Here is a 26,642-nt window from a genome sequence, read left to right as displayed (position 1 = left end):
GTCTCGGCGCTCATGCGCTTGGTCGTCGATCTGAACAAGTGCCAGGGGTATGCGCAGTGCGTGCCGCTGGCTCCAGAGGTGCTTGAACTCGTCGGTGAAGAGGCGCTGGCCTACGACCCGAACCCCGACGAGTCCCAACGGCAGCACGTGTTGCGTGCCGCGGCGTCGTGCCCGGTGCAGGCGATCATCGTCGAGATCGACCCGCCCGCCGATCGGGACACGCTGTGACCTACCAGCTCGACCGGGTGGTCGAACAGTTCCGGGCCGAAGGCCGAATCGCCATCGTGGGCGCCTCACTGGCCGGGCTGCGCGCGGCGGAAGCGTTGCGGGAGAAAGGGTTCGAAGGCTCGCTGACCATCATCGGCGACGAGCCGCACGAACCCTACGATCGTCCGCCGCTGTCCAAGCAGGTCCTCAAGGGGTGGGTGCCCGCCGACCACACCAAGCTGCCACGGCTTCGCCGGGTGGACGCCGACTGGAAGCTCGGGGTGGCCGCGATCGGCCTCGACCGGTTCAACCATGTGGTGAAGCTGGCCAACGGCCAAGATGTCGAGTACGACCGGCTTTTGATCGCCACCGGCACCCGGGCGCGGCCCTGGCCCAACCCGGAGGAAGGCGCCCTGCAGGGCGTCTTCACCGTGCGCACCGTGGAGGACGCCACCGCGCTGGCCGCCGCACTCAAGGCCCGCCCCAAGCGGGTGCTGATCGTGGGCTCGGGCTTCGTCGGCTCGGAGATCGCCTCGGTATGTCGCGATCTCGACCTGCCCGTCACGGTCGCCGAACGGGGCAAGGGCCCGCTGATGGGCGCCCTCGGCGGCGTGATCAGTGAGATCGCCGCGGGGATGATGCGCGACGCCGGGGTGGACCTGCGCACCGGCGTGGCCGTCCAGGGGCTTTCGGGCGACAGCACCGGACAGGTGCGCCAGGCACAATTGTCCGACGGCACGGTGCTCGACGTCGACGTAGTGGTCGCCTCGCTGGGCTCGATCCGCAACGTGGAGTGGCTCGACGGCGCCGGCCTTGCCGCCGGCCAGTGGGGGCTGGCCTGTGACGCCGGCTGCCGGGCCTTCGACATCAATGGTGTGGTGACCGACCACATCTTCGTCGCCGGCGACGTCGCACGCGCGCCGCACGTCCTCTACGACTACGAGTTCATGTCCCAGGAGCATTGGGACAACGCGGTTTTCGGCGCCGAGGTGGCCGCCAACAACATGATCCACCTCGAGGTGGGCCGGCGGCCACACCTGCCGCTGCCCTCGTTCTGGTCGGGGCAGTTCGGGGTGAACATCAAAAGCGTCGGGGTGTGTTCGTTCGGCGACGAGATCGTCTTCACCCAGGGGTCGCCATCGCAGCGTCGCTTCGCAGCGGCCTACGGCAAGCGCGGACGCATCGTCGGCGCAGTGACGTTCAACCACGGTAAGTGGCTGCCGCACTACGCCTCGCTGATCGAGAAGTCGGCACCCTTCCCTCCCCCGCCACCGGGCTACGACCGGCCGGTGGACGCCGAGGTGATGCCGGCCCGCTTCCCCGATCCGCGCGAACCCGCCGGCAATCCGGACGTAGTGCTCACCGGACATGACCCGACCGACCGCAGCGCCGAGTTCCGGCCGCGGGCTTAAGGAGACTCACGTCATGGATGCCGCAACCGCCTGGGCCGAGGCGATGAAGTTCGAGAACCGCCCGAACCCCTACCCCTACTTCGAGGAACTGCGCAAGACGCCGGTGGCCAAGGTGTCGGAGAAAACCTACGTGGTGACCGGCTACCCGGAAGCGGTTGCGCTGTCGCATGATCCGCGCATCAGCTCCGATATCAGCCGCAGCCCGTCAGGTCTGTTCGGCGAGAAGCAGACCCACCTCGAACCCGCCGAGTCCGCCCAGGCGCGGGAGTCGAGCATGCTGGTCTCCGACCCGCCCGACCATGACCGGATGCGCAGGCAGTTCATGCGGCACTTCGGCCCGCCGCACTCCCCCGACCTCATCCCCAGCATGGCGGGGATGGTCGCCGACCTGGCAGGAGATCTGCTGGACAAGGTCAAGGCACGTGGCGGCACCCGCCTGGATGTGGTCGAGGACTTCTCCTATCCGATCCCGGTGTCGGTGATCTTCCGGGTGCTGGGCGCACCGATGGCCGACGAACCCAAGTTCCACGGCTGGGTGACCGACTTCATGCAGGGCGCCGACGTGGGTCCCGAGGCGCACACCGAGGAGGGCAAGGCGGCAGCCACCAAGGCTGCGACGAGCATGATGGAACTGGGTTCCTACGTCCACGATCTCGTCGAGCAGCTGAGCCGCGAACCGGCACCGGGCATGCTGTCGGCGGCGCTGCACGACGACGGTCCCGACGGCCCGGTCTCGAAGGAAGCCGCCGAATCCAACGCGCTGCTGCTGCTGGTGGCCGGCCACGATTCGACGGTCAACACCATCACCAACTGCGTGATGACACTGCTGCGCAACCAGGGTTCGTGGGACCTGGTGCGCGACAATCCCGACCTGGTGCCGCGCACCATCGAGGAGGTGCAGCGCCTGCAGGGGGCGGTGCAGTTCTTCCCCAGCCGCTGGGCCACCGCCGACATCGAGATCGGTGGCACGCGGATTCCGGCCGGTTCGGCGGTGTTCCTGGTCTGGGCAGCCGCCAATCGGGATCCCCGCAAGTTCGAGAACCCCGACCGGTTCGACCCCCTACGCCAGGACAACGAGCACCTCGGATTCGGCAGCGGCATCCACACCTGCTTCGGCGGCCCGCTCGCCAGGCTGGAGATCAACATCGCGCTGGAGATCTTCCTGCGCCGGGTGCGTTCGCCGCGGTTGGTCGTCGATCCGCCGCCGTACCGCCAGAACCAGGTGTTCCGCGGGCCTCGGCATCTCTGGGTGGACTTCGCGTCGATCGACTGAGTTGTTGTCGGTGCCACCTGGCACTCTGGTGACGTGAGTCCCGCCGACCCGATGGCCCGGTTCAGTCCGCTGACCCGGAGTTGGTTTGCGGGCACGTTCGTCGAGCCCACCCCGGCCCAGGCGCTGGCGTGGTCGGCCATCGCTGATGGGGACAACACACTGGTCATCGCCCCGACCGGATCGGGCAAGACGCTCGCGGCGTTCCTGTGGGCGATCGACCAGTTGGCGCACGAGCCGGCCGGCAAGGGCACCCGGGTGCTCTACGTCTCGCCGCTCAAGGCCCTCGCCGTCGACGTCGAGCGCAATCTTCGTACGCCGCTGACCGGGATCACCCGCATCGCCGAACGCGAGGGCGTGCCGGCCCCGCAGATCAGCGTCGGGGTGCGCTCCGGTGACACCCCTCCTGCCGCCCGCCGCGCGCTGATCACCCGGCCGCCGGACATCCTGATCACCACCCCGGAGTCGCTGTTCTTGATGCTGACCTCGGCGGCCCGCGAGACGCTCGCCGGAGTGCAGACGGTGATCGTCGACGAGGTGCACGCGGTGGCCGGCACCAAGCGCGGCGCCCACCTGGCGCTGTCGCTGGAACGCCTCGATGCGCTGCTGCAGAAGCCGGCGCAGCGCATCGGGCTCTCGGCCACGGTCCGCCCGCCCGAGGAAGTGGCCCGGTTCCTGTCCGGGGCGCGCCCGACGACGATCGTGGCGCCGCCGGCGGCCAAGACGTTCGAGCTCACCGTGCAGGTGCCGGTTCCCGACATGGCCAATCTGGAGAACAACACCATCTGGCCCGACGTCGAGGCGCGCATCGTCGACCTCATCGAAGCGCACAACTCGACGATCGTGTTCGCCAATTCGCGGCGTCTGGCCGAGCGACTGACGTCGCGCATCAACGAGATTCACGCCGAACGCTCCGGCATCGAACTGGCGGGTCCGCCCAATCGGGCGGTGCCCGGCGGCCCGCCTGCCCACGTGATGGCCAGTGGGCAGACCTTCGGTGCCGACCCACTGCTGGCCCGGGCGCACCACGGCTCGGTGTCCAAGGAGCAGCGCGCCGCCGTCGAGGACGATCTGAAGACCGGACGCCTGAAAGCTGTGGTGGCGACCTCCAGCCTGGAACTCGGCATCGACATGGGCGCAGTCGATCTGGTGATCCAGGTGGAGGCCCCGCCCTCGGTGGCCAGTGGGCTCCAACGGATCGGCCGGGCCGGCCACCAGGTCGGCGAGATCTCCCGCGGCGTGCTGTTCCCGAAGCACCGCACCGACCTGATCGGCTGCGCGGTCAGTGTGCAACGCATGCTCGCCGGCCAGATCGAGACCATGCGGGTGCCCACCAACCCGCTGGACATCCTGGCCCAGCACACGGTGGCGGCCTGCGCGCTGGAACCGATCAGCGCCGACGAATGGTTCGACGTGGTGCGCCGCAGCGCCCCGTTCGCGACGTTGCCGCGCAGCGCCTTCGAGGCCACGCTGGATCTGCTGTCGGGCAAGTATCCGTCCACCGATTTCGCCGAGTTGCGCCCGCGGCTGGTCTACGACCGCGACACCGGCACGCTGACCGCCCGCCCCGGCGCGCAGCGACTGGCCGTGACGTCCGGCGGAGCGATCCCCGACCGCGGCATGTTCACCGTCTATCTGGCCACCGATTCTGAAAAGCCCTCCCGAGTAGGCGAACTCGATGAAGAGATGGTGTACGAGTCGCGGCCCGGTGACGTGATCTCGCTGGGAGCCACCAGCTGGCGCATCGCCGAGATCACCCACGACCGCGTGCTGGTGATCCCGGCGCCGGGGCAGCCCGCCCGGCTGCCGTTCTGGCGCGGTGACGACGCGGGCCGCCCCGCCGAGCTGGGCCAGGCGGTCGGCCGGTTCACCGGCGAGCTGGCCGGACTCGATCGGGAGAAATTCGAAAGCCGCTGCGCAGAGCTGGGTTTCGCCGACTACGCGACCGACAACCTGTGGCAGCTACTCGACGACCAGCGCAACGCCACCAAGATCGTGCCCAGCGACACCACATTGCTCGTGGAGCGCTTCCGCGACGAGTTGGGCGATTGGCGGGTGATCCTGCACTCGCCCTACGGGTTGAAGGTGCACGGCCCGCTGGCGCTGGCGGTCAGCCGCCGACTGCTGGAGCGCTACGGCATCGACGAGAAACCGACCGCCTCAGACGACGGCATCGTGGTGCGACTACCGGACACCGAGGACACCCCGCCCGGCGCGGACCTGTTCGTCTTCGAACCCGACGAGATCGAACCGCTGGTGACCACCGAGGTCGGCGGCTCGGCGTTGTTCGCCGCCCGATTCCGCGAATGCGCCGCCCGTGCCCTGCTGCTACCCAAACGCCACCCCGGCAAGCGCTCGCCGTTATGGCACCAGCGTCAGCGTGCGGCCCAATTGCTCGACGTGGCAAGGAAATACCCCGACTTCCCGATCGTCCTGGAGACGGTGCGGGAATGCCTGCAGGACGTCTACGACGTTCCGACGCTGACCGATCTCATGAGCCGGATCGCGCAGCGGCGGGTGCGTCTGGTCGAAGTCGAGACGCCCACACCGTCGCCGTTCGCGGCCTCGCTGCTGTTCGGCTATGTCGGGGCGTTCATGTACGAAGGCGACAGCCCCCTGGCCGAGCGGCGGGCGGCGGCCCTGTCGCTGGACAGCTCCCTGCTCGCCGAACTGCTCGGCCGCGTCGAGCTACGCGAACTGCTCGACCCGGACATCATCGCGGCGACAGCTCGCCAGCTTCAGCATCTGTCGGAGGACCGCAAGGCGCGCGACGCCGAGGGCGTGGCCGACCTGCTGCGCCTCCTCGGCCCGCTGACCGAAGATGAAGTCGCACAACGCTGCACGGCAACCGACGTCGGCGGCTGGCTTTCTGGCCTGCACGCCGCCCGTCGGGTGCTCCCGGTGTCTTACGCCGGCCAGTCCTGGTGGGTGGGTATCGAGGACATCGGCCGGCTGCGCGACGCGGTGGGGGTGGCCGTTCCGGTCGGGGTGCCGGCCAGCTTCACCGAGACGGTGCCCGATCCCCTCGGCGAGCTGATGGGCCGGTTCGCCCGCACCCGGGGACCGTTCACGACCGCGGAGGCCGCCGGCCGGTTCGGCCTGGGCCTTCGGGTGGCGGCCGACGTGCTGGGCCGGATGGCGTTGGACGGCAAGCTTGTTCGTGGCGAGTTCGTCGCCGGCCCAGCGGCAGATCAATGGTGTGATGCCGAGGTCCTGCGCATCCTTCGCCGCCGCTCGCTGGCTGCGCTGCGTGCGCAGGTGGAGCCGGTCAGCACCAGTGCCTACGCCCGCTTCCTGCCCGCCTGGCAGCAGGTCGGCCGGTCGGCGACATCCGGGGTGGACGGCTTGGCGGCGGTCATCGACCAGCTCGCCGGTGTGCCCATCCCGGCCTCGGCGGTGGAGCCGTTGGTGTTCGGGCCGCGGGTCCGGGACTACCAACCGGCGATGCTCGACGAGTTGCTGGCCTCCGGTGAGGTCACCTGGTCGGGTGCCGGATCAATCTCCGGCAGTGACGGCTGGATCGCGTTCCACCATGCCGACACCGCGCCGTTGACGCTGCCCGCGCCTGCCGAGATCGACTTCACCGACACCCATCGCGCGATCTTCGACGTGCTGGGTTCACCAGGTGAGGCGCGCGGGGCGTTCTTCTTCCGCCAGCTCGCGCAGGGTTCGGATGAGGCGTTCAAAACTGCTCTGTGGGAACTGATCTGGGCCGGCTGGATCACCGGCGACACGTTCGCGCCGGTGCGCGCGCTGCTTTCCGGCGGCCGTCGTCTCGGCGCGAGGCGGCCCGCCGCTCCAGCCCATCGGCAGCGCCGCACGCCGCGGCTGAGCCGCTACTCGGTGGCCAATCCGCAGAGTAGGGCCGCCGACCCGACGGTGGCCGGTCGCTGGTCCGCGCTGCCCGCGCGGGAGCCGGATTCGACTCTGCGGGCGCACTTTTCAGCGGAGCTACTGCTGAACCGCTACGGCGTGCTGACCAAGGGGGCGGTGGCGACTGAGGGCGTGCCCGGCGGGTTCGCGATGCTCTACAAGGTGCTCAGCGGATTCGAGGAGGCGGGCCGCTGTCAGCGCGGGTACTTCGTCGAGTCCCTCGGTGGTGCCCAGTTTGCCGTCGCGTCGACCGTGGACCGGCTGCGCACCTATCTCGACAGCGTCGATCAGGAACGCCCCGACTACCACGCCGTCGTACTGGCGGCGGCCGACCCGGCCAATCCGTACGGCGCCGCGCTGCCGTGGCCGGGCCGTGCGGATGCTGACGCCGGACACCGGCCCGGCCGCAAAGCGGGCGCGCTGGTGGTGCTGGTCGACGGCGAGCTGGTGTGGTTCCTGGAACGCGGCGGACGCTCGCTGCTGAACTTCAGCCCCGAGGAGGAGGCGCAGCGCGCCGCCGCCGGGGCGCTGGCGGAACTGGTGGGCAGTGGCCGGGTCGGTGGCGTCCTGGTCGAAAAGCTGGACGGTGTGCCGGTTCTGGAGGCCGCAGCACACCCCGATCGCCGCGTGACAGCCGATGCCCTGGTGGCCGCCGGGTTCTCCCGCACTCCGCGCGGGTTGCGGCTGCGCTGAGCTACCGGCCATCCACACTCGTACTCACGTTGTGGTGATCGACCTGATTGTTGAACACAGCGCCGGAGCCCGGGTTGGTGGCCTCGATCCAATCCAGGACACCGCCGCTGTCCTGGATTACTGCGTGGCTGGGGGCACCAACGCTGGCATCGCCGCTACCGGCCGCATCCGCAGACGCAGGTCCGGCAAGGAGCAGCGAGCATGCGGTCAGGGCGCCGCAAACAAGGGTGACAACGTGTGTCCGACGTACGTTCATTGTCGAGCTCTCCTTCATCCAAGACATTGACAGAGCCACTGTCGGGCAATGTCGTGCGCGAGACATCGGCCAACCGGGCCATCGAGGGGATGACGAGTCTGTCCGCCTATTGGTGGACAGGTTCCACATGCCGAGGATCCTGATCGGCAAATCTTGTCGTACCCCGGTGGCATACTCGAACACATGTTCGACGACCTCGATGAGCCTGCTCTCCTCGACACCATGCAGCGCGCCCAGCGGGCCGAGCGGGTTGCCGTCGCCGAACGGATTCTCGCGGCCGGGCGGCTGGCGCAGCGCCGCATCAGCGAATCCGGGACCGACAATCGTGAGCAATGGTGCATCGACAACTGGGAAGTGCTGGCCGCCGAAGTCGGCGCCGAACTGGGGATCAGCCGCAATCGCGCCTCGTCACAGATGCAGACCGGCCTGGACCTCATCGAACGGCTACCGCAACTCGCCGTAGTTTTCGCCGCTGGTGAAGTCGAGGTTCACATCGTGCGGGCGGCGCTTCACCGCACCGGGCTGATCATCGATGACGGTGCTCTCGCCAGCATCGACCACCGCATCGCGACCAACGCGCACACGTGGAATGCGCTGTCCCGGGCCAAGATCACCGAGATCATTGACTGGTTCGTTCGAGACCTAGATCCGGATGGAATACGCAACGAACGCCATGCCGACGATGATCGTCACGTCGAAGTCGGACCGGCCCGGGACGGCGTTTCTCAGCTCTGGGGTTCAGTGCGCGCCCCCGACGCGGCGTTGTTCAGTCGCCGGCTGGACCAACTGGCCGCGACGGTGTGTTCCGATGATCCTCGGACCCGGCGGCAACGCCGGGCCGACGCACTGGCCGCGGTGGCGGCGGGCGCCTCGACGATGGCCTGCGGTTGCGGCTCGAGTGATTGCCCCGCCACCCAGACCAGCACGGCCGACACCGGACAGATCGTCATCCATCTCCTTGCCGAAGCCGAGACTGTGTCCGGTAAGGGGAACGCGGCAGGATTCGTCTCCGGTTTCGGCGCCGTGCCCGCAGACACGGTGCGGGCGTGGGCCGCCCGGGCACGGCTGCGGCCCGTGACGAGTGGCAAGGAGCTCAAGGCGGAGGCGAGCTATCGGCCGTCGCGCGCCTTGGCCGAATTCGTCCGCTGCCGCGACCTGACGTGCCGGTTCCCTGGCTGTGATCGGCCGGCCGAGGTGGCCGACATCGACCACACCGTGCCCTATCCCTTCGGTCCGACCCACCCCTCGAACCTCAAACTTCTGTGCCGGCCGCACCATCTTCTGAAGACCTTCTACGGTGGCCCTGGCGGGTGGGCCGACCAACAGTTGCCCGACGGCACGGTCATCTGGACGTCCCCGACCGGCCGTACCTACACCACGAAACCTCATGGGGCACTGTTCTTCCCGCAACTCTCGCTACCCACGGAGGAGCTGACGGCGCCCACAACCCCGACACCCCTCATCCCGGGCCGAGGTCTCATGATGCCCACCCGCCGAAGAACCCGGGCGCAAGACCGGGCGGCGCGTATCCGATGGGAACGCAACCTCAACGAGGCGCGCGCGGCCGCTGATCCGCCACCCTTCTAAGCTGGTGCAGTGCCTGAGGGCGACACCGTTTTCCGTACCGCCGCCAACCTGCGCGAGGCGCTGGTCGGCAAAGCGCTGACCCGCTGCGATGTCCGGGTGCCGCAGTACGCCACCGTGAACCTGACCGGTGACACCGTTGACGAAGTGATCAGCCGCGGCAAGCACCTGTTCATCCGAGCGGGCCAGGCCAGCATCCATTCGCATCTGAAAATGGATGGCAGCTGGCGCGTGACGCCCAGGGGCACCCCGGCCAGGCAGGCCTACAAGATCCGAATCATCCTGGAAACTGGCGATGTTCAGGCCCTCGGCATCGACCTGGGCATACTGGAGATCCTCGACCGCGAGCACGACACCGATGTCGTCGCGCACCTCGGCCCGGACTTGCTGGGATCCGACTGGGACCCGAAACTCGCCGCGGAGAATCTCGCCGCGGACCCAGGCCGGCCGATCGCCGCCGCTCTGCTGGATCAGCGTGTCCTGGCCGGGGTGGGCAACGTCTACTGCAATGAACTGTGTTTCGTGTTCGGCCGGCTGCCCACCAGCCTCGTCGGCACCCTGACAGATCCGCTGCGGGTGGCGAATCGGGCTCGAGACATGCTGTGGGTCAATCGATCACGGGTCAATCGCACCACCACCGGCAACAGTAGATCCGGTCAGGAGCTGTGGGTGTACGGCCGCGCGGGCCAGCCGTGCCGTCGCTGCGGAACCCGTATCCAGCGGGCAGAATCCGCCGACGCCACCGGCGAGCGGGTTACCTACTGGTGTCCGGCGTGCCAGCGGTGATCGGGTGACCGATCTCCGCCATGACCTTGGCCACCTGGTCCTCGAGTGAGTTGACGGTCGACTTGTCCATCCGCAGCGAGGTGGTCTTGGCGGCGCGATACAACGTCTTCTCCACCGGTTCCCGGCCATTCGGGTAGACCACGGCGATCACCACACCGGTGCTGGTGTCGAGGGCCTCACCAATCTCGTGACGCAGGCCGATGCGCAGTTCGTGCTCGGCGAAGGATGCGACGAGCGCGCCGGCCGCACCGCCGAGCAGAACACCCAGGCCGACCGGCGGGATGAAGACGCCCAGCAGGAAGCCCAGTCCGGCGCCGACACCCGCGCCGATCCGCCCGTGCCGGTTCTGGGCCTCGACGGCATGGGGCTGGCCGTCGGCGTCCTTGGTGACCAGCACTGCGGCGCGCAGTTCCATGCCGTGCTTGATCCGCTTCTCCAACTCGTGGAAATCGGTTCGGGCACGGTCGAGATCGCCGTACGCGGCTACCAGGATCAGCTCATGGTCGTCGTCCATGGCTCCATAGTGACCCAGGTCACGCCACTGCGATAGGGGCCTAAAGCCACCCCCGCGAGGGCATTGCGGCCCTCAGCCGAGCATCCACTGCGACGTGGCCACCAGGTCGCCCTGCTCCAGCGCGGCGGCGCGGTGTTCGTGCACCTTCTGGTAGTCCGGGTCGAGCACCATGTCGACGAACGCCTGCGGCGAGGGGTACTCGACCACCAGGATCGCGTCCCACCAGGGCCGCTCGCCGTCGCCGATGACGTTGTGCGGTGTGGTGCCCGCGTAGCGGACGACGCCGCCGACCCGCTCCAGGTGCGGCACCACCTCGCGGGAGTAGGTCAGGTAGTGCTCCAGGCCGTCGCCCTCATGGAACTTGAGCAGGTTGATCATCACCACCGGGGCATCGGCAGGCAGGTTGGCGAACGCCTTGAGGTTGACGGGACGGTCGTCGACGGCATTGGACATTTCAATCTCCTTGAGCAGGTTGATCATTGACAGGCAGTGGGGCGCCGATCCGCTGGCGCAGGAATGGCAGCACATGCGCGGCGACCTGGTCGGTCTGTTCCAGCCACGGCCAGTGGCCGACGCCGGGCAGGATGTGGATCTCGGCGCGCGGAAACGCCTGCGTCTGGCGGTACGCCAGCTCGGCGGGAAGGTATGCGTCGGCGCCACCCCACACCACCAGCGCATCGTGGTCGTGGATCCGCAGCCGCGGCGCCAAGGCCGCGACGTCCTCGGTGCGGGTCGACCGGTAGAGCTTGAGCACCGCTCGCTTGGTCTCGGCCGGCACCAGGTGTCGGGCGATGGCGTCGACCCACTCGCGGGAGAGCCCGGGGTTCTCGCGGCCCAGTACCGCGCGGGCGACGCCAAGGGTGGTCCGCCACATCATCAGCTCACCGAGCAATGGTGTGCGCCAGATCCGCGCCATCCGGTGCCAGCGGTAGCCGATCATCACCCCGGTGTTGAGCAGCGCGATGCTGGCGACCTGCTCGGGGTGGTCGGCGGCCCAGGTCAAGGCGAACGGGCCGCCGAAATCGTGGGCGACGAGGTGAACGCGCTCGACGCCGAGCCGGCCGATGACCCCATCGAGGAACCGCGCGTAGCCGGCGACGGTGTAGTCCCCGTCGAGGCGCCCATCGGCGGCACCGAAGCCGGGCAGGTCCGGCGCCACCACGTGGGCGAACTCGGCGACCCGCACCATCAGCGGCATCCAGTCGGCGCCGGCATCGGGGTTGCCGTGCACGAACACCACCGCTTCCCGCGGCTCTCCGTGGCCGCCGACCAGCACCGACGTGGTAAGTCCGTCGACGGTGATTCGCCGGGTTGTGATCGCCGTCATGCCAGCCATGGTGCCCCACGCCGAGGGCGGGGGCCTTGACATTCGGCGACCAAAACTTGACATTTGAGGACATGTCGATTGTGCGCGGCACGTCGCTGTCGAACTATCCGAACCTGGTCAGCCAACTCGGCGGTGATCCGGTCGCGCTGCTGAGGGCTGCCGGGCTGGAACCAGCTGCCGTCGGCCGCCACGACGTGTTCGTGCCGCTGCCGCGGGTCGCGGTGGCCATCGAGTCGGCTGCCGCCGCGACGAACACCGCGGACTTCGGCCGCCGGTTGGCACAGCTGCAGGGCATCGAGATCCTGGGCCCGGTCGGCGTGGCCGCCCGCACCGCCGCCACGGTCGCCGACGCGCTGCGCATCTTCGAGAACTTCCTGTCCGCCTACAGCCCGGCGATCAGCCTGCGCACCACGACGACCGACGACCGGGAATGCACCTTCATCGAATACCTGATGGTCGGCCGCGACCTGCCGCTGCATCCGCAGGGCAACGAGCTGTCGCTGGGTGTCACGCTTCGAGTGCTGCGATTCCTGCTCGGCAACCAGCACTCCCCGCTCGCGGTGCACATCCCGCACGAACCGCTGACCGCCGTCGAAGACTACTGGTACTACTTCGGCTGCCGACCGGTATTCGACGAGCGCACAACGGGTTTCAAGATGGGCTTCACCATCCGGACCGCGGACCTGTCTCGCCCGCTTCGGCGCGACAAGCTGGCGCATGACGCTGTGGTCGGCTACCTGAGCACCATCACCACCGCCGAGCCGCGCACCGTGGCATCGGTCGCGACGCTGGTGCGCCAGCTGCTGCCCAGCGGCACCGTCACGCTGGACCTGGTCGCCGAGCAGCTCAACATGCACCCCAAGGCATTACAGCGCCGGTTGGCCGCCGACGACACCACCTTCGCAGCGATCGTGGACACGGTCCGCCGCGAACTGGCCGAGCGGTATCTGCGTGACAGCCGAATGACGTTGGCGCACTTGGCCCGCGAACTGGGCTACGCCGAGCAGAGTGTGCTCACCCGCAGCTGCCACCGGTGGTTCGGCGGCGGACCGGCGGCCTACCGTAAACAGTTACAGGACAGCTGAACTGCAGAAGCTGCGCCGCTCTCCGCTGAGCGGGTCGTCGAACTCCAACCGCTGCGCCAGCAGCTGCAACGGTGCCGAGAAGTCGTCGGCGGCCACGTCGATCACCTCGGGATACAGCGGATCGTTGTCGATCGGCAGGCCCAGTGAGGCCATGTGCACCCGCAGTTGGTGTGTGCGCCCGGTGCGGGGTGTCAGCCGGTAGAGCCCGTCGCCGAGCGCCTCGATCAACGTTTCGGCATTGGGCTCGCCGGGCTCCTCGACGGCCTGGAAGTGGCCACGGCGCTTGATGATTCGGCTCCGTAACAGTACGGGGAACCCGACGGTCGACAACCCCGCGGAGCGCGCCAGGTAGGTCTTGCGCACCAGCCCCTGGGCGAACAGGCTCTGATAGGCACCGCGCACCTCGCGGCGCACGGTGAACATCAGCACCCCGGCCGTCAGCCGGTCCAGCCGGTGCGCCGGGCTCAGTTCAGGCAGATCGAGCTCGCGACGCAGCCGCACCAGCGCGGTCTGCGCGACGTGCCCGCCGCGCGGCATCGTGGCCAGGAAATGGGGCTTGTCGACCACGACGATGTCGTCGTCGCGGTACAGCACCGGAATCTCGAAGGGCACCGTCACTTCGTCGGGCAGGTCCCGATAGAGGAACACGTGCGCGCCGGGCGGCAGGGTCGTCGTCGTGTCGATCACCGCGCCGTCGGGGTCGACCACCTCACCGGCAACAACCTTGGCCCGTCCGTCCGGGCCGAACCGCCGCTCGAACTCGTCGGCCACATTGCCGCCCTGCAGCCGCAACCGCGCCGGCCCCAGACCGTCGCGCACCGGCAGCGGCGGTGGACGACGGCTCACACCAACGGCACCGGTTCGAGAATCTCCGCGCGGGCCTCCGGCGCCGAGGCGCGCAGCGCGTCGGCCGACTCGTCGTCGGGCTGGGCCTGCGACAGCACCTCGGCCTCCACCCGCGCCAGGTAGGTCGCCACCTCGCGGGCGCAGTCGGCGTCACTCCAGCCCAGGATCGGGGCGACGATGCCGGCGACCTCGGCCGCGCAGTCCACCCCGCGGTGCGGGTACTCGATCGAGATCCGCATCCGGCGGGCCAGGATGTCCTCCAGGTGCAGCGCCCCCTCGGCGGCCGCCGCGTAGGCAGCCTCGACCTTCAGGTACACCGGGGCGTCGGTGATCGGCTCGAGCAGCTCCGGGCGGGCCACCGCGAGCTGCAGCATATCCCCGATCAGCGAGCCGTAGCGATCCAGTAGATGGCGCACCCGGTAGGGGTGCAACCCGTAGCCGGCACCGACGCTCTGGGTCTGGTTGACCAGCGCGAAGTAGCCGTCGGCGCCCATCAGCGGCACCTTCTCGGTGATCGACGGCGCCACCCGGGTCGGGATGTACTCGGCGGCGGCGTCCACGGCGTCCTCGGCCATCACCCGGTACGTGGTGTACTTGCCGCCCGCGATGGCCACCAGCCCCGGTGAGGGCACCGCCACCGCATGCTCGCGGGACAGCTTCGAGGTCTCCTCGCTCTCACCGGCCAGCAGCGGGCGAAGGCCCGCGTACACCCCGTCGATGTCGTCGTGGGTGAGCGGGGTGGCCAGCACGGTGTTGACAGTGTTGAGGATGTAGTCGATGTCGACCTTGGTGGCCGCGGGGTGAGCCAGGTCGAGGTTCCAGTCGGTGTCGGTGGTCCCGATGATCCAGTGGGTGCCCCACGGGATGACGAACAGCACCGACTTCTCGGTGCGCAGGATGATCGCCACCTCGGAGACGATCCGGTCGCGCGGCACCACGATGTGCACGCCCTTGGAGGCGCGCACCCGGAATCGGCCGCGTTCCTTGCTCAATGCCTGGACTTCGTCGGTCCACACCCCGGTGGCATTGATCACCACGTGCCCGCGCACCTCGGTGACCGCGCCGTCCTCGGAGTCGCGGATCGACGCCCCGACCACCCGGTCGCCCTCCCGCAGCAGCGAGACCACCTGGGTGGAGGTGCGCACCACCGCGCCGTAGTGGGCGGCGGTACGGGCGACGGTCATGGTGTGGCGGGCGTCGTCGACGACGGTGTCGAAGTAGCGGATGCCGCCGATCAACGAGCTGCGCTTGAGTCCGGGCGCCAGGCGCAGGGCACCGGATTTGGTCAGATGCTTTTGCGCCGGAACGGATTTCGAGCCGCCGAGCTGGTCGTAGAGGAAGATGCCCGCGGCGATGTAGGGCCGCTCCCAGACCCGCTTGGTCAACGGGAACAGGAATGGCAGGGGCTTGACCAGATGTGGGGCCAGCGTGGTCAGCGACAGCTCGCGCTCGTGCAGCGCCTCGCGCACCAGGCCGAACTCCAGCTGTTCGAGGTAGCGCAGACCACCGTGGAACATCTTCGAACTCCGGCTGGAGGTGCCCGAGGCGAAATCACGGGCCTCGACCAGTGCCACCTTCAGCCCGCGGGTTGCAGCATCCAGGGCACAGCCGGCGCCGACGACTCCACCACCGATGACGATGACGTCGAACTGTTCGCTACCCAGGCGTTCCCAGGCCAGTGCACGTTCCGACGGCCCGAGGGCGGTCTGGGCATTGCCCGGTCGAAGGATCGGGTCGCTCATGAGCCCAGGCTAGTCGAGATCGTCGTGGGCCATCAGCCGCCGCGCGGCCTCGACGATCGAGCCGGACAGCGACGGGTACACCGACAGCGTCTGGGCCAGGTCGGTCACCGAGATGCGGTTTTGCACCGCCAGGGCGATCGGCAGGATCAGTTCCGAGGCGATCGGCGCCACCACGACGCCGCCGATCACCACGCCGGTGGCGGGCCGGCAGAAGATCTTGACGAAGCCGCGGCGCAGCAGCGACATCTTGGCCCTGGCGTTGGTGGTCAGCGGCAACATCAGGGTGCGGGCGGGCACGGTGCCGTCGTCGATCGCCGACTGCGGCACCCCGACCGCGGCGATCTCCGGGCGGGTGAACGTCGCCGAGGCGACGGTGCGCAGCCGGATCGGGGACACCCCCTCGCCGAGTGCGTGGTACATCGCGATACGGCCCTGCATCGCCGCGACCGAGGCCAGCGGCAGCAGGCCCGTGCAGTCGCCTGCGGCGTAGATGCCCGCCGCTGACGTCCGTGAGACCCGGTCGACCGGAATGTAATTGCCCGGGCCGAGTTCGATACCCACCCGCTCGAGGCCCAGTCCGCCGGTGTTGGGCACCGAGCCCACCGTCATCAGGGCGTGGCTCCCGTCGACCGTGCGACCGTCGGCCATCGTCACCCGCACGCCGTCGGAGGTCCGCAGCACCGAATCGGCTCGCGCGTTCTTCACCAGCGTCACGCCGCGCTCGGCGAACGTCTCCTCCAGCACGGCGGCGGCGTCGCTGTCCTCGTGCGGCAGGATCTGGTCGCGGCTGGCCACCACGGTGACGTCCACACCGAGTTCGGTGTAGGCGTTGCAGAACTCGGCCCCGGTGACACCCGAGCCGACGATCACCAGATGCTTCGGCAGATCCTGAAGGTCGTAGAGCTGCCGCCAGGTCAGGATTCGCTCCCCGTCGGGCACCGCGCTGGGCAGCACGCGGGGGCTCGCGCCGGTGGCGATGAGCACCACGTCGGCCTTGAGGACGCCGACCTTCCCGTCGGATGTGGTGACTCTCACACGGTGGTGCGCCATGCCGGGTACGTCGTCGATCAGCTCACCGCGGCCGGCGACGACGTTGACCTTCTCCCGCAGCAGCTGGGTGCCGATGTCGGCGGACTGCGAGCGGGCCAGGGTCTTGACCCGGTTGTTGATCTGGGGCAGTGAGATCTTGGCGTCGTCGATGCTGATGTCGAAGCCCAGTCCGGCGGCTCGTCGCAGCTCAGTGCGCACGCCGGTGGAGGCGATGAAGGTCTTGGAGGGCACGCAGTCGAACAGCACGCAGGCGCCGCCGATGCCGTCGCAGTCGACGACGGTGACCTCGGCGACGTCCTTGCCGCGGCCCGCGGCCACCAGCGCAGCCTCGTAGCCTGCCGGTCCCCCACCGATGATCACGATCCGCGTCGTCACGCAGATATCTAATCACCGGAGTCGGTGCGCTCTGGTGTCTCGGACCTATTCCCCGAGTCGCTGCGCTCCTGCCCGCCGGACCTATTCCCCGAGTCGCTGCGCTCCTGCCCGCCGGACCCTTTAGGCTTGCCCCCGTGCCGCTGTACGCCGCTTACGGATCCAACATGCATCCAGAGCAGATGCTGGAGCGGGCACCGCATTCCCCGATGGCGGGTACGGGCTGGCTGCACGGGTGGCGCCTGACCTTCGCCGGGGAGGACATCGGCTGGGAGGGCGCCCTGGCCACCCTCGTCGAAGACCCCGACTCCAGCGTGTTCGTGGTGCTCTACGACATGACGCCGGCCGACGAGGAGACCCTGGATCGCTGGGAAGGCTCCGAGCTGGGCTTCCACAAAAAGATCCGCTGCCGCATCGATCGCGAATCCTCGGACACCACAACCGATCCCGTGCTGGCATGGCTGTACGTGGTGGACGCCTGGGAGGGCGGCCTGCCCTCGGCGCGCTACCTCGGGGTGATGGCCGACGCGGCCGAGATCGCCGGCGCTCCGGACGAGTACGTCCACCACCTTCGTACCCGCCCCGCCCGCAATATCGGGCCGGGCCACGGCGGCGGCTAGGCCCGCGAGCGTGCGTGTCGGTACACCGACACGCCGTCGCAGCGCGCACTTCACGCACACTTGCGCGCAAGAAGATGTGCGTGAATGCGTTCAACCAGAGCCCGCGGCCGGCGACGCACGTCGTCGACGACGATCGGCACGGAAATCCAGCCCAGGTCCTGCAGGGCGGCCAGCTTCTCGCGGTCCCGCCGAAGAGCTTCCGCGCCCAGGTGCCACTGACTGCTGTCGTACTCGGCAGCAACCCTGTACCGCGGCCACGCGAAGTCGAGTCTGCGCAATCTGCCCCGCGAGTCGAGGAGTTCGTATTGCAGGACCGGAGAAGGCAAACCGCCGTCAATCATCACCAACCGGGCCTCGCTTTCCATCGGGGACTCCGCTCGAGGGTCGGCTAGCGGCAGGAGCTCCCGGACCGCGACGATGCCCCGTCGTCCCCGCTGCGCGAGCACAGCCTGGGACAGTCCCGCCAGGTCGCAACGCCCAGAGCGCAGGGCGGCATCAAGTACGGCCAGCGTCCGCGGGCGGCGCAACGCGCACGCCACCTCGACAGCAGTCCACGCCGGGGCGGTGGCAGGTCGGCCGGACACTTCGACCAGCGGGGCTCCGTCCCGTCGGTGCACGATCAGACCCTCGGCGGGTCGTAGCTGCCGCCCAACGGGGTTGAGTACGTGGAGATCGGGAGCGCCTTGGACGTCGAACCCGTAGGCGGACGCCGCAGTGGCCATGCAGATAGCCACCTTCTCACCACACAGGAGATCGAGACCCCTAAGCCGAAGCTGATCGTCGGTGGCTCCGCGGCAGAACACTCCCCGCCATAGGCGTTCTACCGCAGCGCATTCCAACATCATCTCGAGTTGACGCCGGCTGACGAGGGCAAGAATCTGCGCAGTTGTCGCCACCCCGCCCTGACTGTCGAAGAGGGCGGCAAGATCGTCATCCACGCGGCCGATGCTGCAACCTCGACGCAGCCCCGGAAAGTCACCCCTGTGGATAGCGAGCGTGCGTGAAATGCCCGCTGCTGCGGCGTGTCCTCGTACCGACACGCACGCTCGCGGTCAGCGCGAGCGGGTGAACTCCCAAGCGTCGGAGACGATCTCGTCGAGACCGGTGTGCTTGGGCTGCCAGCCGAGTTCGGTGACGGCCTTCTCGCTGGAGGCGATCAGCACCGCCGGGTCACCGGCGCGCCGCTCGACGTCACGCGCGGCGATCGGCTTGCCGACCACCCGCTCGCAGCACGCGATGACCTCACGCACCGAGAAGCCGGTGCCGTTACCGAGGTTGTAGATCCGGTGCGAGCCGGGCTGGGCGGTCTGCAAAGCCAGGACATGCGCGTCGGCCAGGTCACGCACATGGATGTAGTCGCGGATGCAGGTGCCGTCAGGAGTCGGCCAGTCGGTGCCGAAGACCAGGATCTCGTCGCGGGCGCCGGTCGCGACCTGCAGCACCAGCGGGATCAAGTGTGTCTCGGTGGCGTGGCGCTCCCCCAGCCCGCCGTAGGCCCCGGCGACGTTGAAGTAGCGCAAGCTGGTGGCGGCCAGGCCGTGCGCCGCGGCATACGAGGTGATCGCGTGGTCGATGGCGAGCTTGGTGGCGCCGTAGGCGTTGGTCGGCCGGGTGGGCGAGTCCTCGGTGATGGGCACCGACTCAGGCTCACCGTAGGTCGCCGCCGTCGAGGAGAACACCAGCCGCGGCGTCCCGGCGGCGCGCATCGCCTCCAGCAGCTGCAGCGTCTTGACGACGTTGCCGAACCAGTACAGCTCCGGGGACACCACCGACTCACCCACGAGCGACTTGGCGGCGAAATGCAGTACCCCGTCGAAGGATCCGTCGCCGAGCAGCCCCGGCGCGGCCTCGACCATGTCGGCCTGCACGAACTGCGCACCCCGGGGTACCGCGTCGGCGTTGCCGGTCGACAGGTCGTCGACCACCACCACCTCGTGGCCCTCTTCGAGTAGCACCGCGGCACAGACGCTTCCGACGTATCCGGCTCCGCCGGTGACGAGAAGTTTCACTCGAAATCCCCCGACTGCTCGATGACGTTCACCAGCACCCGCACGCCCACCGCCAGTGCTCGCTCATCGAGGTCGAAGGTCGGCTGGTGCAGGTCGAGTTGCGGGCCCTCGCCGCCCCACACCCCGAGCCGCGCCATCGCACCGGGCACCTCTTCGAGGTACCAGGAGAAGTCCTCGCCCCCACCGGATTGGCGGGTGTCGGCCAGCGCTTCGGGGTCGACGGCCTCGATGGCGTGCGTCATGATCTGGGTGGACCGCTCCTCGTTGACCACTGGCGGCACGCCGCGGTGGTATCGCAGCGAATGCTCGATGCCCAGCGGCGCCAGCAGACCCGAAACAATCTCGTGCACAAGATCTTCCATGCCCACCCAGGTTTCCCGGCTGGCGGTGCGCACGGTACCGGCCAGCGTGCCGGTCTGCGGAATCGCGTTGGCCGCCACCCCGGCATTGGCCGCACCCCACACCATCACCGTGCTGTGCCGCGGGTCGATGCGCCGGGACAGCACCCCGGGCAGTCCGGTGATCAGCGTGCCCATTCCGTAGACCAGGTCCGAGGTCAGATGCGGACGCGAGGTGTGCCCACCGGGCGAGTGCAGCGTGATCTCGATCGAATCGGCCGCCGACGTGATCGGCCCGGGGATGATCGCCACCCGGCCGACAGCCAGCCGAGGATCGCAGTGCAGGGCGAAGATCCGCGACACCCCGCTCAGCGCGCCGGCGGCGATCGCGTCGAGGGCACCGCCGGGCATCAACTCCTCGGCGGGCTGGAAGAGCAGCCGCACACCGACCGGCAGTTCAGGCACCGCGGCCAGTGCGGTCGCGGCGCCGAGCAGCATGGCGGTGTGCGCGTCGTGACCGCATGCGTGCGCCACGTTCGGCACGGTCGACGAGTACGGCGCGCCGGTCCGTTCGGCCATCGGCAGGGCGTCCATATCGGCGCGCAGCGCGATCCGCGGGGCATGCTCGGGGCCGAAGTCACACGTCAGTCCGGTCCCGCCGGGCAGCACCTTCGGGTTGAGTCCGGCATCGACGAGGCGCTCGGCGACGAACTGGGTGGTGGCGAACTCCTGACGGCCCAGCTCCGGATTGCGGTGGATGTGGCGACGCCACTCGACCAGATCGTCGAAGTGGGCGGCAAGCCAGGACTCGGCGCTGTCGGCGAGGCTCATGCGCGAACCCGCCGTTGCTGCAATTCCAGCACCCGGTCTCGTTCGGACGGTGTCTGTGCCAAGCGAACTATTGTGCGCGCCAACATGATTGCCCCTTCGGCGACGGCCCGGTCAGCGCTGGGCCCGGCGGCAGCCGCGGTGAAACCGGGCTGGTGAATGACCGCACCGCCGGCCTCGATGCCGACCACCGGGTGGATGCCGGGCAGCAGTTGAGTGACGTTACCCATGTCGGTGGAGCCCAGCGGGAGCGCGGCCTCGACATCGGGGGGAACGGGCTGGCGTCCGAATCGGACCATCTCGTCGCGGAACACCTCGGCCAGCCAGGCATCCGGCTTGAGTTCGGCGTAGGCCGGCGCGGCCTCGACGATCGAGTACTCGCAGCCGGTGGCCAGCGCGCCGGCGGCAAAACAACCCCGCATCTTGTCCTCGAGCGCCAGCCGCGACGCGCCGTCGGCGGCCCGCATCGTGTACTGCAGGCGGGCCCGCCCCGGGATGATGTTGGTGGCCGCTCCGCCTTCGGTGACGATGCCGTGAGCCATCTGGCCGGGCGCCATCTGCTGGCGCAGCAGCCCGATCGCCACCTGCGCGACCGTCACCGCGTCGGCGGCGTTGACTCCCAGATACGGCGCCACGGCGGCATGCGACTCGCGGCCGGTGTAGGTCACCGTCACCTCCGAGAGCGACAGCGACCGGGCGGCCGCGATATCGATCGGACCCGGGTGGATCATCGCGGAGGCGACGACGTCGTCGAACAGGCCGGCGTCGATCAGCAGTGCCTTGCCTCCGCCGGACTCCTCGGCGGGCGTCCCGATCAGGGCGACGGTGAGCCCGAGGTCGTCGGCGACCTCGGCCAGCGCCAGCGCCGCTCCCACCGCGGCGGCGGCGATGATGTTGTGCCCGCAGGCGTGCCCGATCCCGGGAAGCGCGTCGTATTCCGCGCAGATCCCGATGACCAGCGGGCCGCTTCCGTAGTCGGCGCGAAACGCCGTGTTCAGTCCACCGGCTGCCGCGCTGATCGCGAACCCGCGCTCGGCTACCAGGGCTTGGGCCTTCGCAGCGCTGCGGTGCTCGTCGAACGCCAGCTCAGGCTCGGCATGGATCGAGTGCGACAACTCGATCAGGTCGCCACGACACGCACCGACGACGTCCTCGACCCGGGTCGACGCAGTCAGCGTAGGCATCCCCGCAGTATCGCATTGCGGACTAGGCTCGCAGGCTGTGAGTCCAGACGCCGAGCACGCCGCAGCGGTGATCGCCGAGCACACCTCGGTGCCGCGCCACGACGTCGCCGTCATCCTGGGCTCGGGCTGGGCTCCAGCGGCCGACGCGCTCGGCACGCCCGCCGCCGAGGTCCCGATGTCTGGACTTCCCGGATTCATCCCACCCTCGGCGCTCGGGCACCGCGGGCGGGTGCTGTCGATCCCCATCGGATCCCACAACGTGCTGGTCCTGCTCGGCCGGATTCACGCCTACGAGGGCCACGACCTGTGCGACGTCGTGCACCCGGTGCGCACCGCGCGGGCAGCGGGCGCCGAGGTCGTCGTGCTGACCAACGCCGCGGGCGGGTTGCGCGAGGAGTACCAGGTGGGCCAGCCGGTGCTGATCAGCGACCACCTCAACCTGACGGCGCGCTCACCGCTGGTCGGGGCGCATTTCGTCGACCTCGTCGACGCGTACTCCCCGCGGCTGCGGGCACTGGCCCGCGCCGTGGACCCGGCACTGGCCGAGGGCGTCTATGCGGGGCTGCCCGGGCCGCACTACGAGACGCCCGCGGAGATCCGGATGCTGCGGACGCTGGGCGCCGACCTGGTGGGGATGTCGACGGTGCACGAGACGATCGCCGCGCGGGCGGCGGGCGCCGAGGTACTGGGACTGTCGCTGGTGACGAATCTGGCCGCCGGGATGACCGGCGAGCCGCTCAGTCACGCCGAGGTGCTGGCCGCCGGGCGGGCCTCGGCGAGCAAGATGGGCTCGCTGCTGGCCTCGGTGCTGGCCCGCCTCTGAGCCAGCCGGGCATAACCGCGGGCCATCATCGGTGCGGCGAACAGCATCAGCAGCACCCGCAGCACCTGCGCGGCGACGATGAATGTGACATTGGATCCGGTTTCCACGGCCGTCGCGAGCACCGCGTAGATACCGCCCGGGCTGGTCGCCAGGTAGCCGTCGAGCATGCTCACCCCGGTGAGCTTCGCCAGTGCCACACCCAGGCCGGCGGTCGCCACGTTCAGCAGCACGATCAGGCCCAGTGCGGCGGGCAGCAGGCGTTCGATGGCGTGCAACGACTCGCGGGTGAAGGCCACCCCGGCCTGCCAGCCGATCACCATGTAGGACACCTGGACGAGAAGGACGGGCACCGCGAGCCCGAACGACACCCCGCCGAGTTCCACCGCGATGGTCAGGGCCATCGGGCCCAGCAGCCCGGCCCCGGGCAGCCGCACCAGCCGCGCCACCACCGAGCCGACGAGCACCAGGCCGGCCAGCATCGCGATGCTGGCGTACCACGGCGCCGACTGGTTCTGCACCGGCGCACCGGACACCGCGGAGCGTTCGGCGCGGAACACCAGCGTCACGACGAGCGGCATCGTCGCGGTGATCACCGCGACGCGCAGGTACTGCACGACGGCCACGATCCGGTCGTCACCACCGAGTTCCCGGGCGATGGCCACCAGACCCGACGCGCCCCCGGCCACCAGTGCCAGGGCTCCGGTCAGCGCACTGACGTCGCGGCGCAGGCCGAGCAGCACCCCGGCCCCGATGCTCAGCAGCAGGGTCACCAGGCTCAGTGCGACGACCACCGGCCAGTGCGGCCCGAGCGCACCGAGTGCGTCGGAGTGCACCATCGTGCCGATGTAGACACCGAGGATGCCCTGGGCGGCCAGACCCGCTTTCCGCGGTACGCCGGCAGGCGCGAGCCGAGCGATCGCCAGCCCCACGCCGACGAGCAGCGCGGCGAACAGGGCCGCCGACGGCACTCCGAGCAGGTCGAGCGGCACCGTGACACCGATCGTCACCAGAACCAGCAGAACCCATCGCATATAGCAAGTATAGACTTGCATTCTCATCGTCGCTAACCCGGTGTTTCGTGGTGAGACGCAGCGGATACCAAGGTATAACTTGGCATATGAGCAATGACGCCTCAGCCCCGGCCACCGAGCTCCGGGAGGCCATGATGGCGCTGGCCCGCCAGCTGCGCCGGCACCGTCCCGACAACGGGCTGACGCTGAGCCAGCTCGAGTTGCTCGGCGACATCAACCGGGCCGTCACCACCACCCCCGCCGAGATGGCAGCCCGCCTTCAGGTCCGGGTGCAGTCGCTGACCGACAGCATCAACGAACTGGAGTCACGGGGGCTGATCTCCCGGCGCCCCGACGACAACGATCGCCGCCGCCAGCTGATCGAACTCACCGCGACCGGGCTCGACCTGCTGACCCGAGACCGGGCCCAGCGCGACGCCTGGCTGTCCGACGCGATGCGCGAACACCTGACCGACCTCGAGTTCAACCTGCTGATGCTGACCGCGCCGGTATTGCGCAAGCTGGCCGACGCCGACCACGGGGCACAATCAGTGCCGTGACACCCGAGGAATGGATCGCCCACGATCCCGACCCGGTCACCGCCGCCGAGTTGGCCGGCTGCGACGCCGACGAGCTCGCCGCGCGGTTCGCCCGGCCGCTGACCTTCGGCACCGCCGGGCTGCGCGGGCCGGTCCGTGGCGGACCCGACGCGATGAACGTGGCGGTGGTGACGCGGGCCAGCTGGGCGGTGGCCGCGGTGTTGCGCGACCGCTGCCTCGGCGGATCGACGGTGGTGGTGGGCCGCGACGCCCGGCACGGATCGGATGCCTTCGCCGAGGCGACCGCGCAAGTGCTTGCCGCCCAGGGATTTTCCGTCATCGCCCTGCCGCATCCGGTACCCACCCCGGTGGTCGCCTATGCGGTCCGTCGAACCGGCGCCGCGGCCGGTGTGCAGATCACCGCCTCACACAATCCGGCTGCCGACAACGGCTACAAGGTCTACTTCGACGGCGGCATGCAGATCATCTCGCCGACCGACCGGGACATCGAGGCCGCCACGGCCTGCGCTCCGCCCGCCGACGAGATTCCCCGGCAACCGGTCACCCCGGCGGGCTTCGAACTGATCGACGACTACGTCCGATGCGCGGCCGGCGTGCGCCGCGGAACCGGATCGGTGCCGGTGGCACTGACGGCGATGCACGGGGTCGGCGGCGAGCTCGCACTGCGCGCGCTGGCGCTGGCCGGGTTCGACGATGTGCACACGGTCGCAAGTCAATTCGCGCCCGACCCGGATTTCCCGACGGTGGCGTTCCCCAATCCCGAAGAGCCCGGCGCCACCGATGCCCTGCTGGAGCTGGCGGCGCGCACTGGCGCGGGAATCGCGATCGCGCTGGATCCCGATGCCGACCGCTGCGCCGTCGGTGTACCCACCGCATCCGGCTGGCGGATGCTGTCCGGCGATGAAACAGGCTGGCTTCTCGGCGATTACATCCTCTCGACGTTGCCGGCCGGCGATCGGGCCGGCAGCGTCGTCGCCAGCAGCATCGTCTCCTCCCAACTGCTGGCCGCGATCGCGGCCGACTACGGCGCCCACCACGTGCAGACCCTGACGGGATTCAAGTGGCTGGCCCGAGCTGACGCCGCCGTTGCCGGTGCGACCCTGGTCTACGCCTACGAGGAGGCCATCGGCCACTGTGTCGACCCCGCCGCCGTACGCGACAAGGATGGAATCAGTGCCGCAGTGCTCGCCTGCGATCTCATCACTATGCTTGCTGCACAAGGGTATTCGGTCTCCGATGCGCTGGACCGACTGGCGCTGCGGCACGGCGTACACACCACCGCCGCACTGTCGCGCCGGGTCGGCGATCCGGCGCAAGCCGCTGCGATCATGGCCGGGCTGCGGTCCAGCCCGCCCGCCGAACTGGCCGGCTTTGCCGTCACCGCCAGCGATCTTCTGCAGGCCCGCGGCCAACAGCGCACCGATGCCCTCATCCTGGCCGGCGGCGGCGGGCAAACCTCGGTACGGGTGGTGATCCGGCCCTCGGGAACCGAACCGAAGATCAAGTGCTACACCGAAGTTCGCCGAGCCGTCACCGGCGACCTGGCCGCAGCGCGCACGGCTGCTGGCGCCGTCGAGCAGCAACTTCTCGACGCGGCGCGAACCTGGTAGTCAGCGCGGCCCGAATTGACGGTCACCGGCATCGCCGAGGCCCGGCACGATGTAGGCGACGTCGTTGAGCCCGTCGTCGATCGCAGCGGTGAACAACCTGGCCTCGGGGGCGGCTTTCTCCAGCGCCGCAATGCCTTCCGGCGCGCACACCACGCACACCACGGTGATGTCCACGGCGCCGCGGCCGTGCAGCAGGCCGATCGTGTGCGCCATCGAACCGCCGGTGGCCAGCATCGGGTCGAGCACCATCACCGGCTGAGTGCTCAGATCGTCGGGCAGCGACTCCAGGTAGGGCGTGGGCTGATGTGTGCTCTCGTCCCGCGCGACACCAACGAACCCGACCTTGGCCTCGGGGATCAGCGCGTGCGCCTGGTCCACCATGCCCAGCCCGGCTCGCAGCACGGGCACCAGAAGTGGTGGCCGGGCCAGGCGCGCCCCGACGGTGTCCGTCAACGGAGTCGTGATGGTGATCTCCTCGCAGAGCAGATCCCTGGTGGCCTCGTAGACGAGCATGTGAGTCAGGTCGCGCAACGCAGACCGGAAGCCGGCATTGTCGGTGCGCTCGTCGCGCAACGTACTCAGCCGCGCGGAAGCCAGTGGGTGGTCGACGACAGTCACGTCCATGCGGTGAGACTGTAGTGGC

At 69.3% G+C, this 26,642-nt stretch carries 23 protein-coding genes; 11 read left to right on the top strand and 12 right to left on the bottom strand.

Annotated features, from left to right (window positions below):
* Positions 1 to 12 precede the first annotated feature (12 nt).
* From OG976_RS19415 to nei2, 6 genes are all read left to right on the top strand, one after another.
* Positions 13 to 228, top strand: a complete 216-nt coding sequence (locus tag OG976_RS19415) for a ferredoxin (RefSeq protein WP_328352265.1) — start codon at positions 13 to 15, stop codon at positions 226 to 228.
* On the top strand, positions 225 to 1,619 hold the full coding sequence (locus OG976_RS19410) for an NAD(P)/FAD-dependent oxidoreductase (RefSeq protein ID WP_328352262.1): 1,395 nt from the start codon (positions 225 to 227) through the stop codon (positions 1,617 to 1,619). The genes OG976_RS19415 and OG976_RS19410 overlap by 4 nt, the downstream gene beginning before the upstream one ends.
* A 13-nt stretch (positions 1,620 to 1,632) precedes the next feature.
* On the top strand, positions 1,633 to 2,892 hold the full coding sequence (locus tag OG976_RS19405; protein ID WP_328352259.1) for a cytochrome P450: 1,260 nt from the start codon (positions 1,633 to 1,635) through the stop codon (positions 2,890 to 2,892).
* 51 nt (positions 2,893 to 2,943) lie between these two features.
* Positions 2,944 to 7,455: an ATP-dependent helicase gene (locus OG976_RS19400; RefSeq protein WP_328363774.1), complete on the top strand. Its 4,512-nt coding sequence runs from the start codon at positions 2,944 to 2,946 to the stop codon at positions 7,453 to 7,455.
* 439 nt (positions 7,456 to 7,894) lie between these two features.
* Positions 7,895 to 9,298, top strand: a complete 1,404-nt coding sequence (locus OG976_RS19395; RefSeq protein ID WP_328352256.1) for an HNH endonuclease signature motif containing protein — start codon at positions 7,895 to 7,897, stop codon at positions 9,296 to 9,298.
* 9 nt (positions 9,299 to 9,307) lie between these two features.
* Positions 9,308 to 10,081, top strand: a complete 774-nt coding sequence (gene nei2 / locus OG976_RS19390) for an endonuclease VIII Nei2 (RefSeq protein WP_328352253.1) — start codon at positions 9,308 to 9,310, stop codon at positions 10,079 to 10,081.
* On the opposite strand, the gene OG976_RS19385 is transcribed toward nei2, so the two are convergent.
* The 3 genes from OG976_RS19385 to OG976_RS19375 form a co-directional block, all read right to left on the bottom strand.
* Positions 10,050 to 10,595 (bottom strand): DUF1269 domain-containing protein, encoded by a 546-nt coding sequence (locus tag OG976_RS19385; RefSeq protein ID WP_328352250.1) that lies wholly within the window; start codon positions 10,593 to 10,595, stop codon positions 10,050 to 10,052. The genes nei2 and OG976_RS19385 overlap by 32 nt on opposite strands.
* Positions 10,596 to 10,667: 72 nt before the next feature.
* Positions 10,668 to 11,048, bottom strand: coding sequence for a DUF1330 domain-containing protein (locus tag OG976_RS19380; RefSeq protein WP_328352247.1), 381 nt, complete (start codon positions 11,046 to 11,048; stop codon positions 10,668 to 10,670).
* Position 11,049: 1 nt separating this feature from the next.
* A complete protein-coding gene (locus OG976_RS19375) occupies positions 11,050 to 11,922 on the bottom strand; it encodes an alpha/beta fold hydrolase (protein ID WP_328352244.1) in 873 nt (290 codons plus the stop codon).
* A 71-nt stretch (positions 11,923 to 11,993) separates the two neighbouring features.
* Between OG976_RS19375 and OG976_RS19370 the strand changes: the two genes are divergently transcribed.
* Positions 11,994 to 13,007, top strand: a complete 1,014-nt coding sequence (locus OG976_RS19370) for an AraC family transcriptional regulator (protein ID WP_328352240.1) — start codon at positions 11,994 to 11,996, stop codon at positions 13,005 to 13,007.
* Here OG976_RS19370 and OG976_RS19365 read toward each other — a convergent pair.
* Genes OG976_RS19365 through OG976_RS19355 form a run of 3 tightly spaced genes read right to left on the bottom strand, consistent with a single transcriptional unit; the run spans position 12,993 to position 17,020 of the window.
* Positions 12,993 to 13,853, bottom strand: a complete 861-nt coding sequence (locus OG976_RS19365; protein ID WP_328352237.1) for a pseudouridine synthase — start codon at positions 13,851 to 13,853, stop codon at positions 12,993 to 12,995. The two genes, OG976_RS19370 and OG976_RS19365, sit on opposite strands and share 15 nt — an antisense overlap.
* Positions 13,850 to 15,595 carry a glycerol-3-phosphate dehydrogenase/oxidase gene (locus OG976_RS19360; protein WP_328352232.1) on the bottom strand — a complete coding sequence of 582 codons (1,746 nt, stop codon included), beginning with the start codon at positions 15,593 to 15,595 and terminating at the stop codon, positions 13,850 to 13,852. Before OG976_RS19360 ends, OG976_RS19365 begins: the two co-directional genes overlap by 4 nt.
* Before the next feature lie 9 nt (positions 15,596 to 15,604).
* A complete protein-coding gene (locus OG976_RS19355) occupies positions 15,605 to 17,020 on the bottom strand; it encodes an NAD(P)H-quinone dehydrogenase (RefSeq protein ID WP_328352228.1) in 1,416 nt (471 codons plus the stop codon).
* A 134-nt stretch (positions 17,021 to 17,154) separates the two neighbouring features.
* Here OG976_RS19355 and OG976_RS19350 point away from each other — a divergent pair, with 134 nt between their 5' ends.
* Positions 17,155 to 17,637 (top strand): gamma-glutamylcyclotransferase, encoded by a 483-nt coding sequence (locus OG976_RS19350; RefSeq protein WP_328352225.1) that lies wholly within the window; start codon positions 17,155 to 17,157, stop codon positions 17,635 to 17,637.
* Positions 17,638 to 17,687: 50 nt separating this feature from the next.
* Here the strand turns inward: OG976_RS19350 and OG976_RS19345 are convergent, their stop codons facing one another.
* The 4 genes from OG976_RS19345 to OG976_RS19330 all read right to left on the bottom strand — a co-directional run bounded on the left by OG976_RS19345 (position 17,688) and on the right by OG976_RS19330 (position 21,996).
* Complete coding sequence (locus tag OG976_RS19345) at positions 17,688 to 18,575, bottom strand: hypothetical protein (protein WP_328352222.1); 888 nt, start codon at positions 18,573 to 18,575, stop codon at positions 17,688 to 17,690.
* Positions 18,576 to 18,689: 114 nt separating this feature from the next.
* The gene (galE, locus tag OG976_RS19340) at positions 18,690 to 19,646 is read right to left on the bottom strand and encodes a UDP-glucose 4-epimerase GalE (protein ID WP_328352219.1); all 957 of its coding nucleotides are present in this window, start codon (positions 19,644 to 19,646) and stop codon (positions 18,690 to 18,692) included.
* On the bottom strand, positions 19,643 to 20,815 hold the full coding sequence (locus OG976_RS19335; RefSeq protein WP_328352216.1) for an amidohydrolase: 1,173 nt from the start codon (positions 20,813 to 20,815) through the stop codon (positions 19,643 to 19,645). The genes galE and OG976_RS19335 overlap by 4 nt, the downstream gene beginning before the upstream one ends.
* Positions 20,812 to 21,996 carry a M20 family metallopeptidase gene (locus OG976_RS19330; protein ID WP_328352213.1) on the bottom strand — a complete coding sequence of 395 codons (1,185 nt, stop codon included), beginning with the start codon at positions 21,994 to 21,996 and terminating at the stop codon, positions 20,812 to 20,814. The genes OG976_RS19335 and OG976_RS19330 overlap by 4 nt, the downstream gene beginning before the upstream one ends.
* 37 nt (positions 21,997 to 22,033) lie before the next feature.
* Between OG976_RS19330 and OG976_RS19325 the strand changes: the two genes are divergently transcribed.
* On the top strand, positions 22,034 to 22,819 hold the full coding sequence (locus OG976_RS19325; RefSeq protein ID WP_328352210.1) for a purine-nucleoside phosphorylase: 786 nt from the start codon (positions 22,034 to 22,036) through the stop codon (positions 22,817 to 22,819).
* Here OG976_RS19325 and OG976_RS19320 read toward each other — a convergent pair.
* Positions 22,738 to 23,850, bottom strand: a complete 1,113-nt coding sequence (locus OG976_RS19320) for an AbrB family transcriptional regulator (RefSeq protein WP_328352207.1) — start codon at positions 23,848 to 23,850, stop codon at positions 22,738 to 22,740. The two genes, OG976_RS19325 and OG976_RS19320, sit on opposite strands and share 82 nt — an antisense overlap.
* Positions 23,851 to 23,936: 86 nt before the next feature.
* Here OG976_RS19320 and OG976_RS19315 point away from each other — a divergent pair, with 86 nt between their 5' ends.
* Positions 23,937 to 24,389 (top strand): MarR family winged helix-turn-helix transcriptional regulator, encoded by a 453-nt coding sequence (locus tag OG976_RS19315; protein WP_328352204.1) that lies wholly within the window; start codon positions 23,937 to 23,939, stop codon positions 24,387 to 24,389.
* Complete coding sequence (locus OG976_RS19310; protein ID WP_328352201.1) at positions 24,386 to 25,999, top strand: phospho-sugar mutase; 1,614 nt, start codon at positions 24,386 to 24,388, stop codon at positions 25,997 to 25,999. The genes OG976_RS19315 and OG976_RS19310 overlap by 4 nt, the downstream gene beginning before the upstream one ends.
* On the opposite strand, the gene upp is transcribed toward OG976_RS19310, so the two are convergent.
* Positions 26,000 to 26,623, bottom strand: coding sequence for a uracil phosphoribosyltransferase (upp, locus tag OG976_RS19305; RefSeq protein WP_328352198.1), 624 nt, complete (start codon positions 26,621 to 26,623; stop codon positions 26,000 to 26,002).
* Positions 26,624 to 26,642: the final 19 nt, after the last annotated feature.

The sequence above is a fragment of the Mycobacterium sp. NBC_00419 genome (assembly GCF_036023875.1).
Classification (GTDB): Bacteria; Actinomycetota; Actinomycetes; order Mycobacteriales; family Mycobacteriaceae; genus Mycobacterium.
This window is presented reverse-complemented; position numbering and strand designations above follow the sequence as displayed.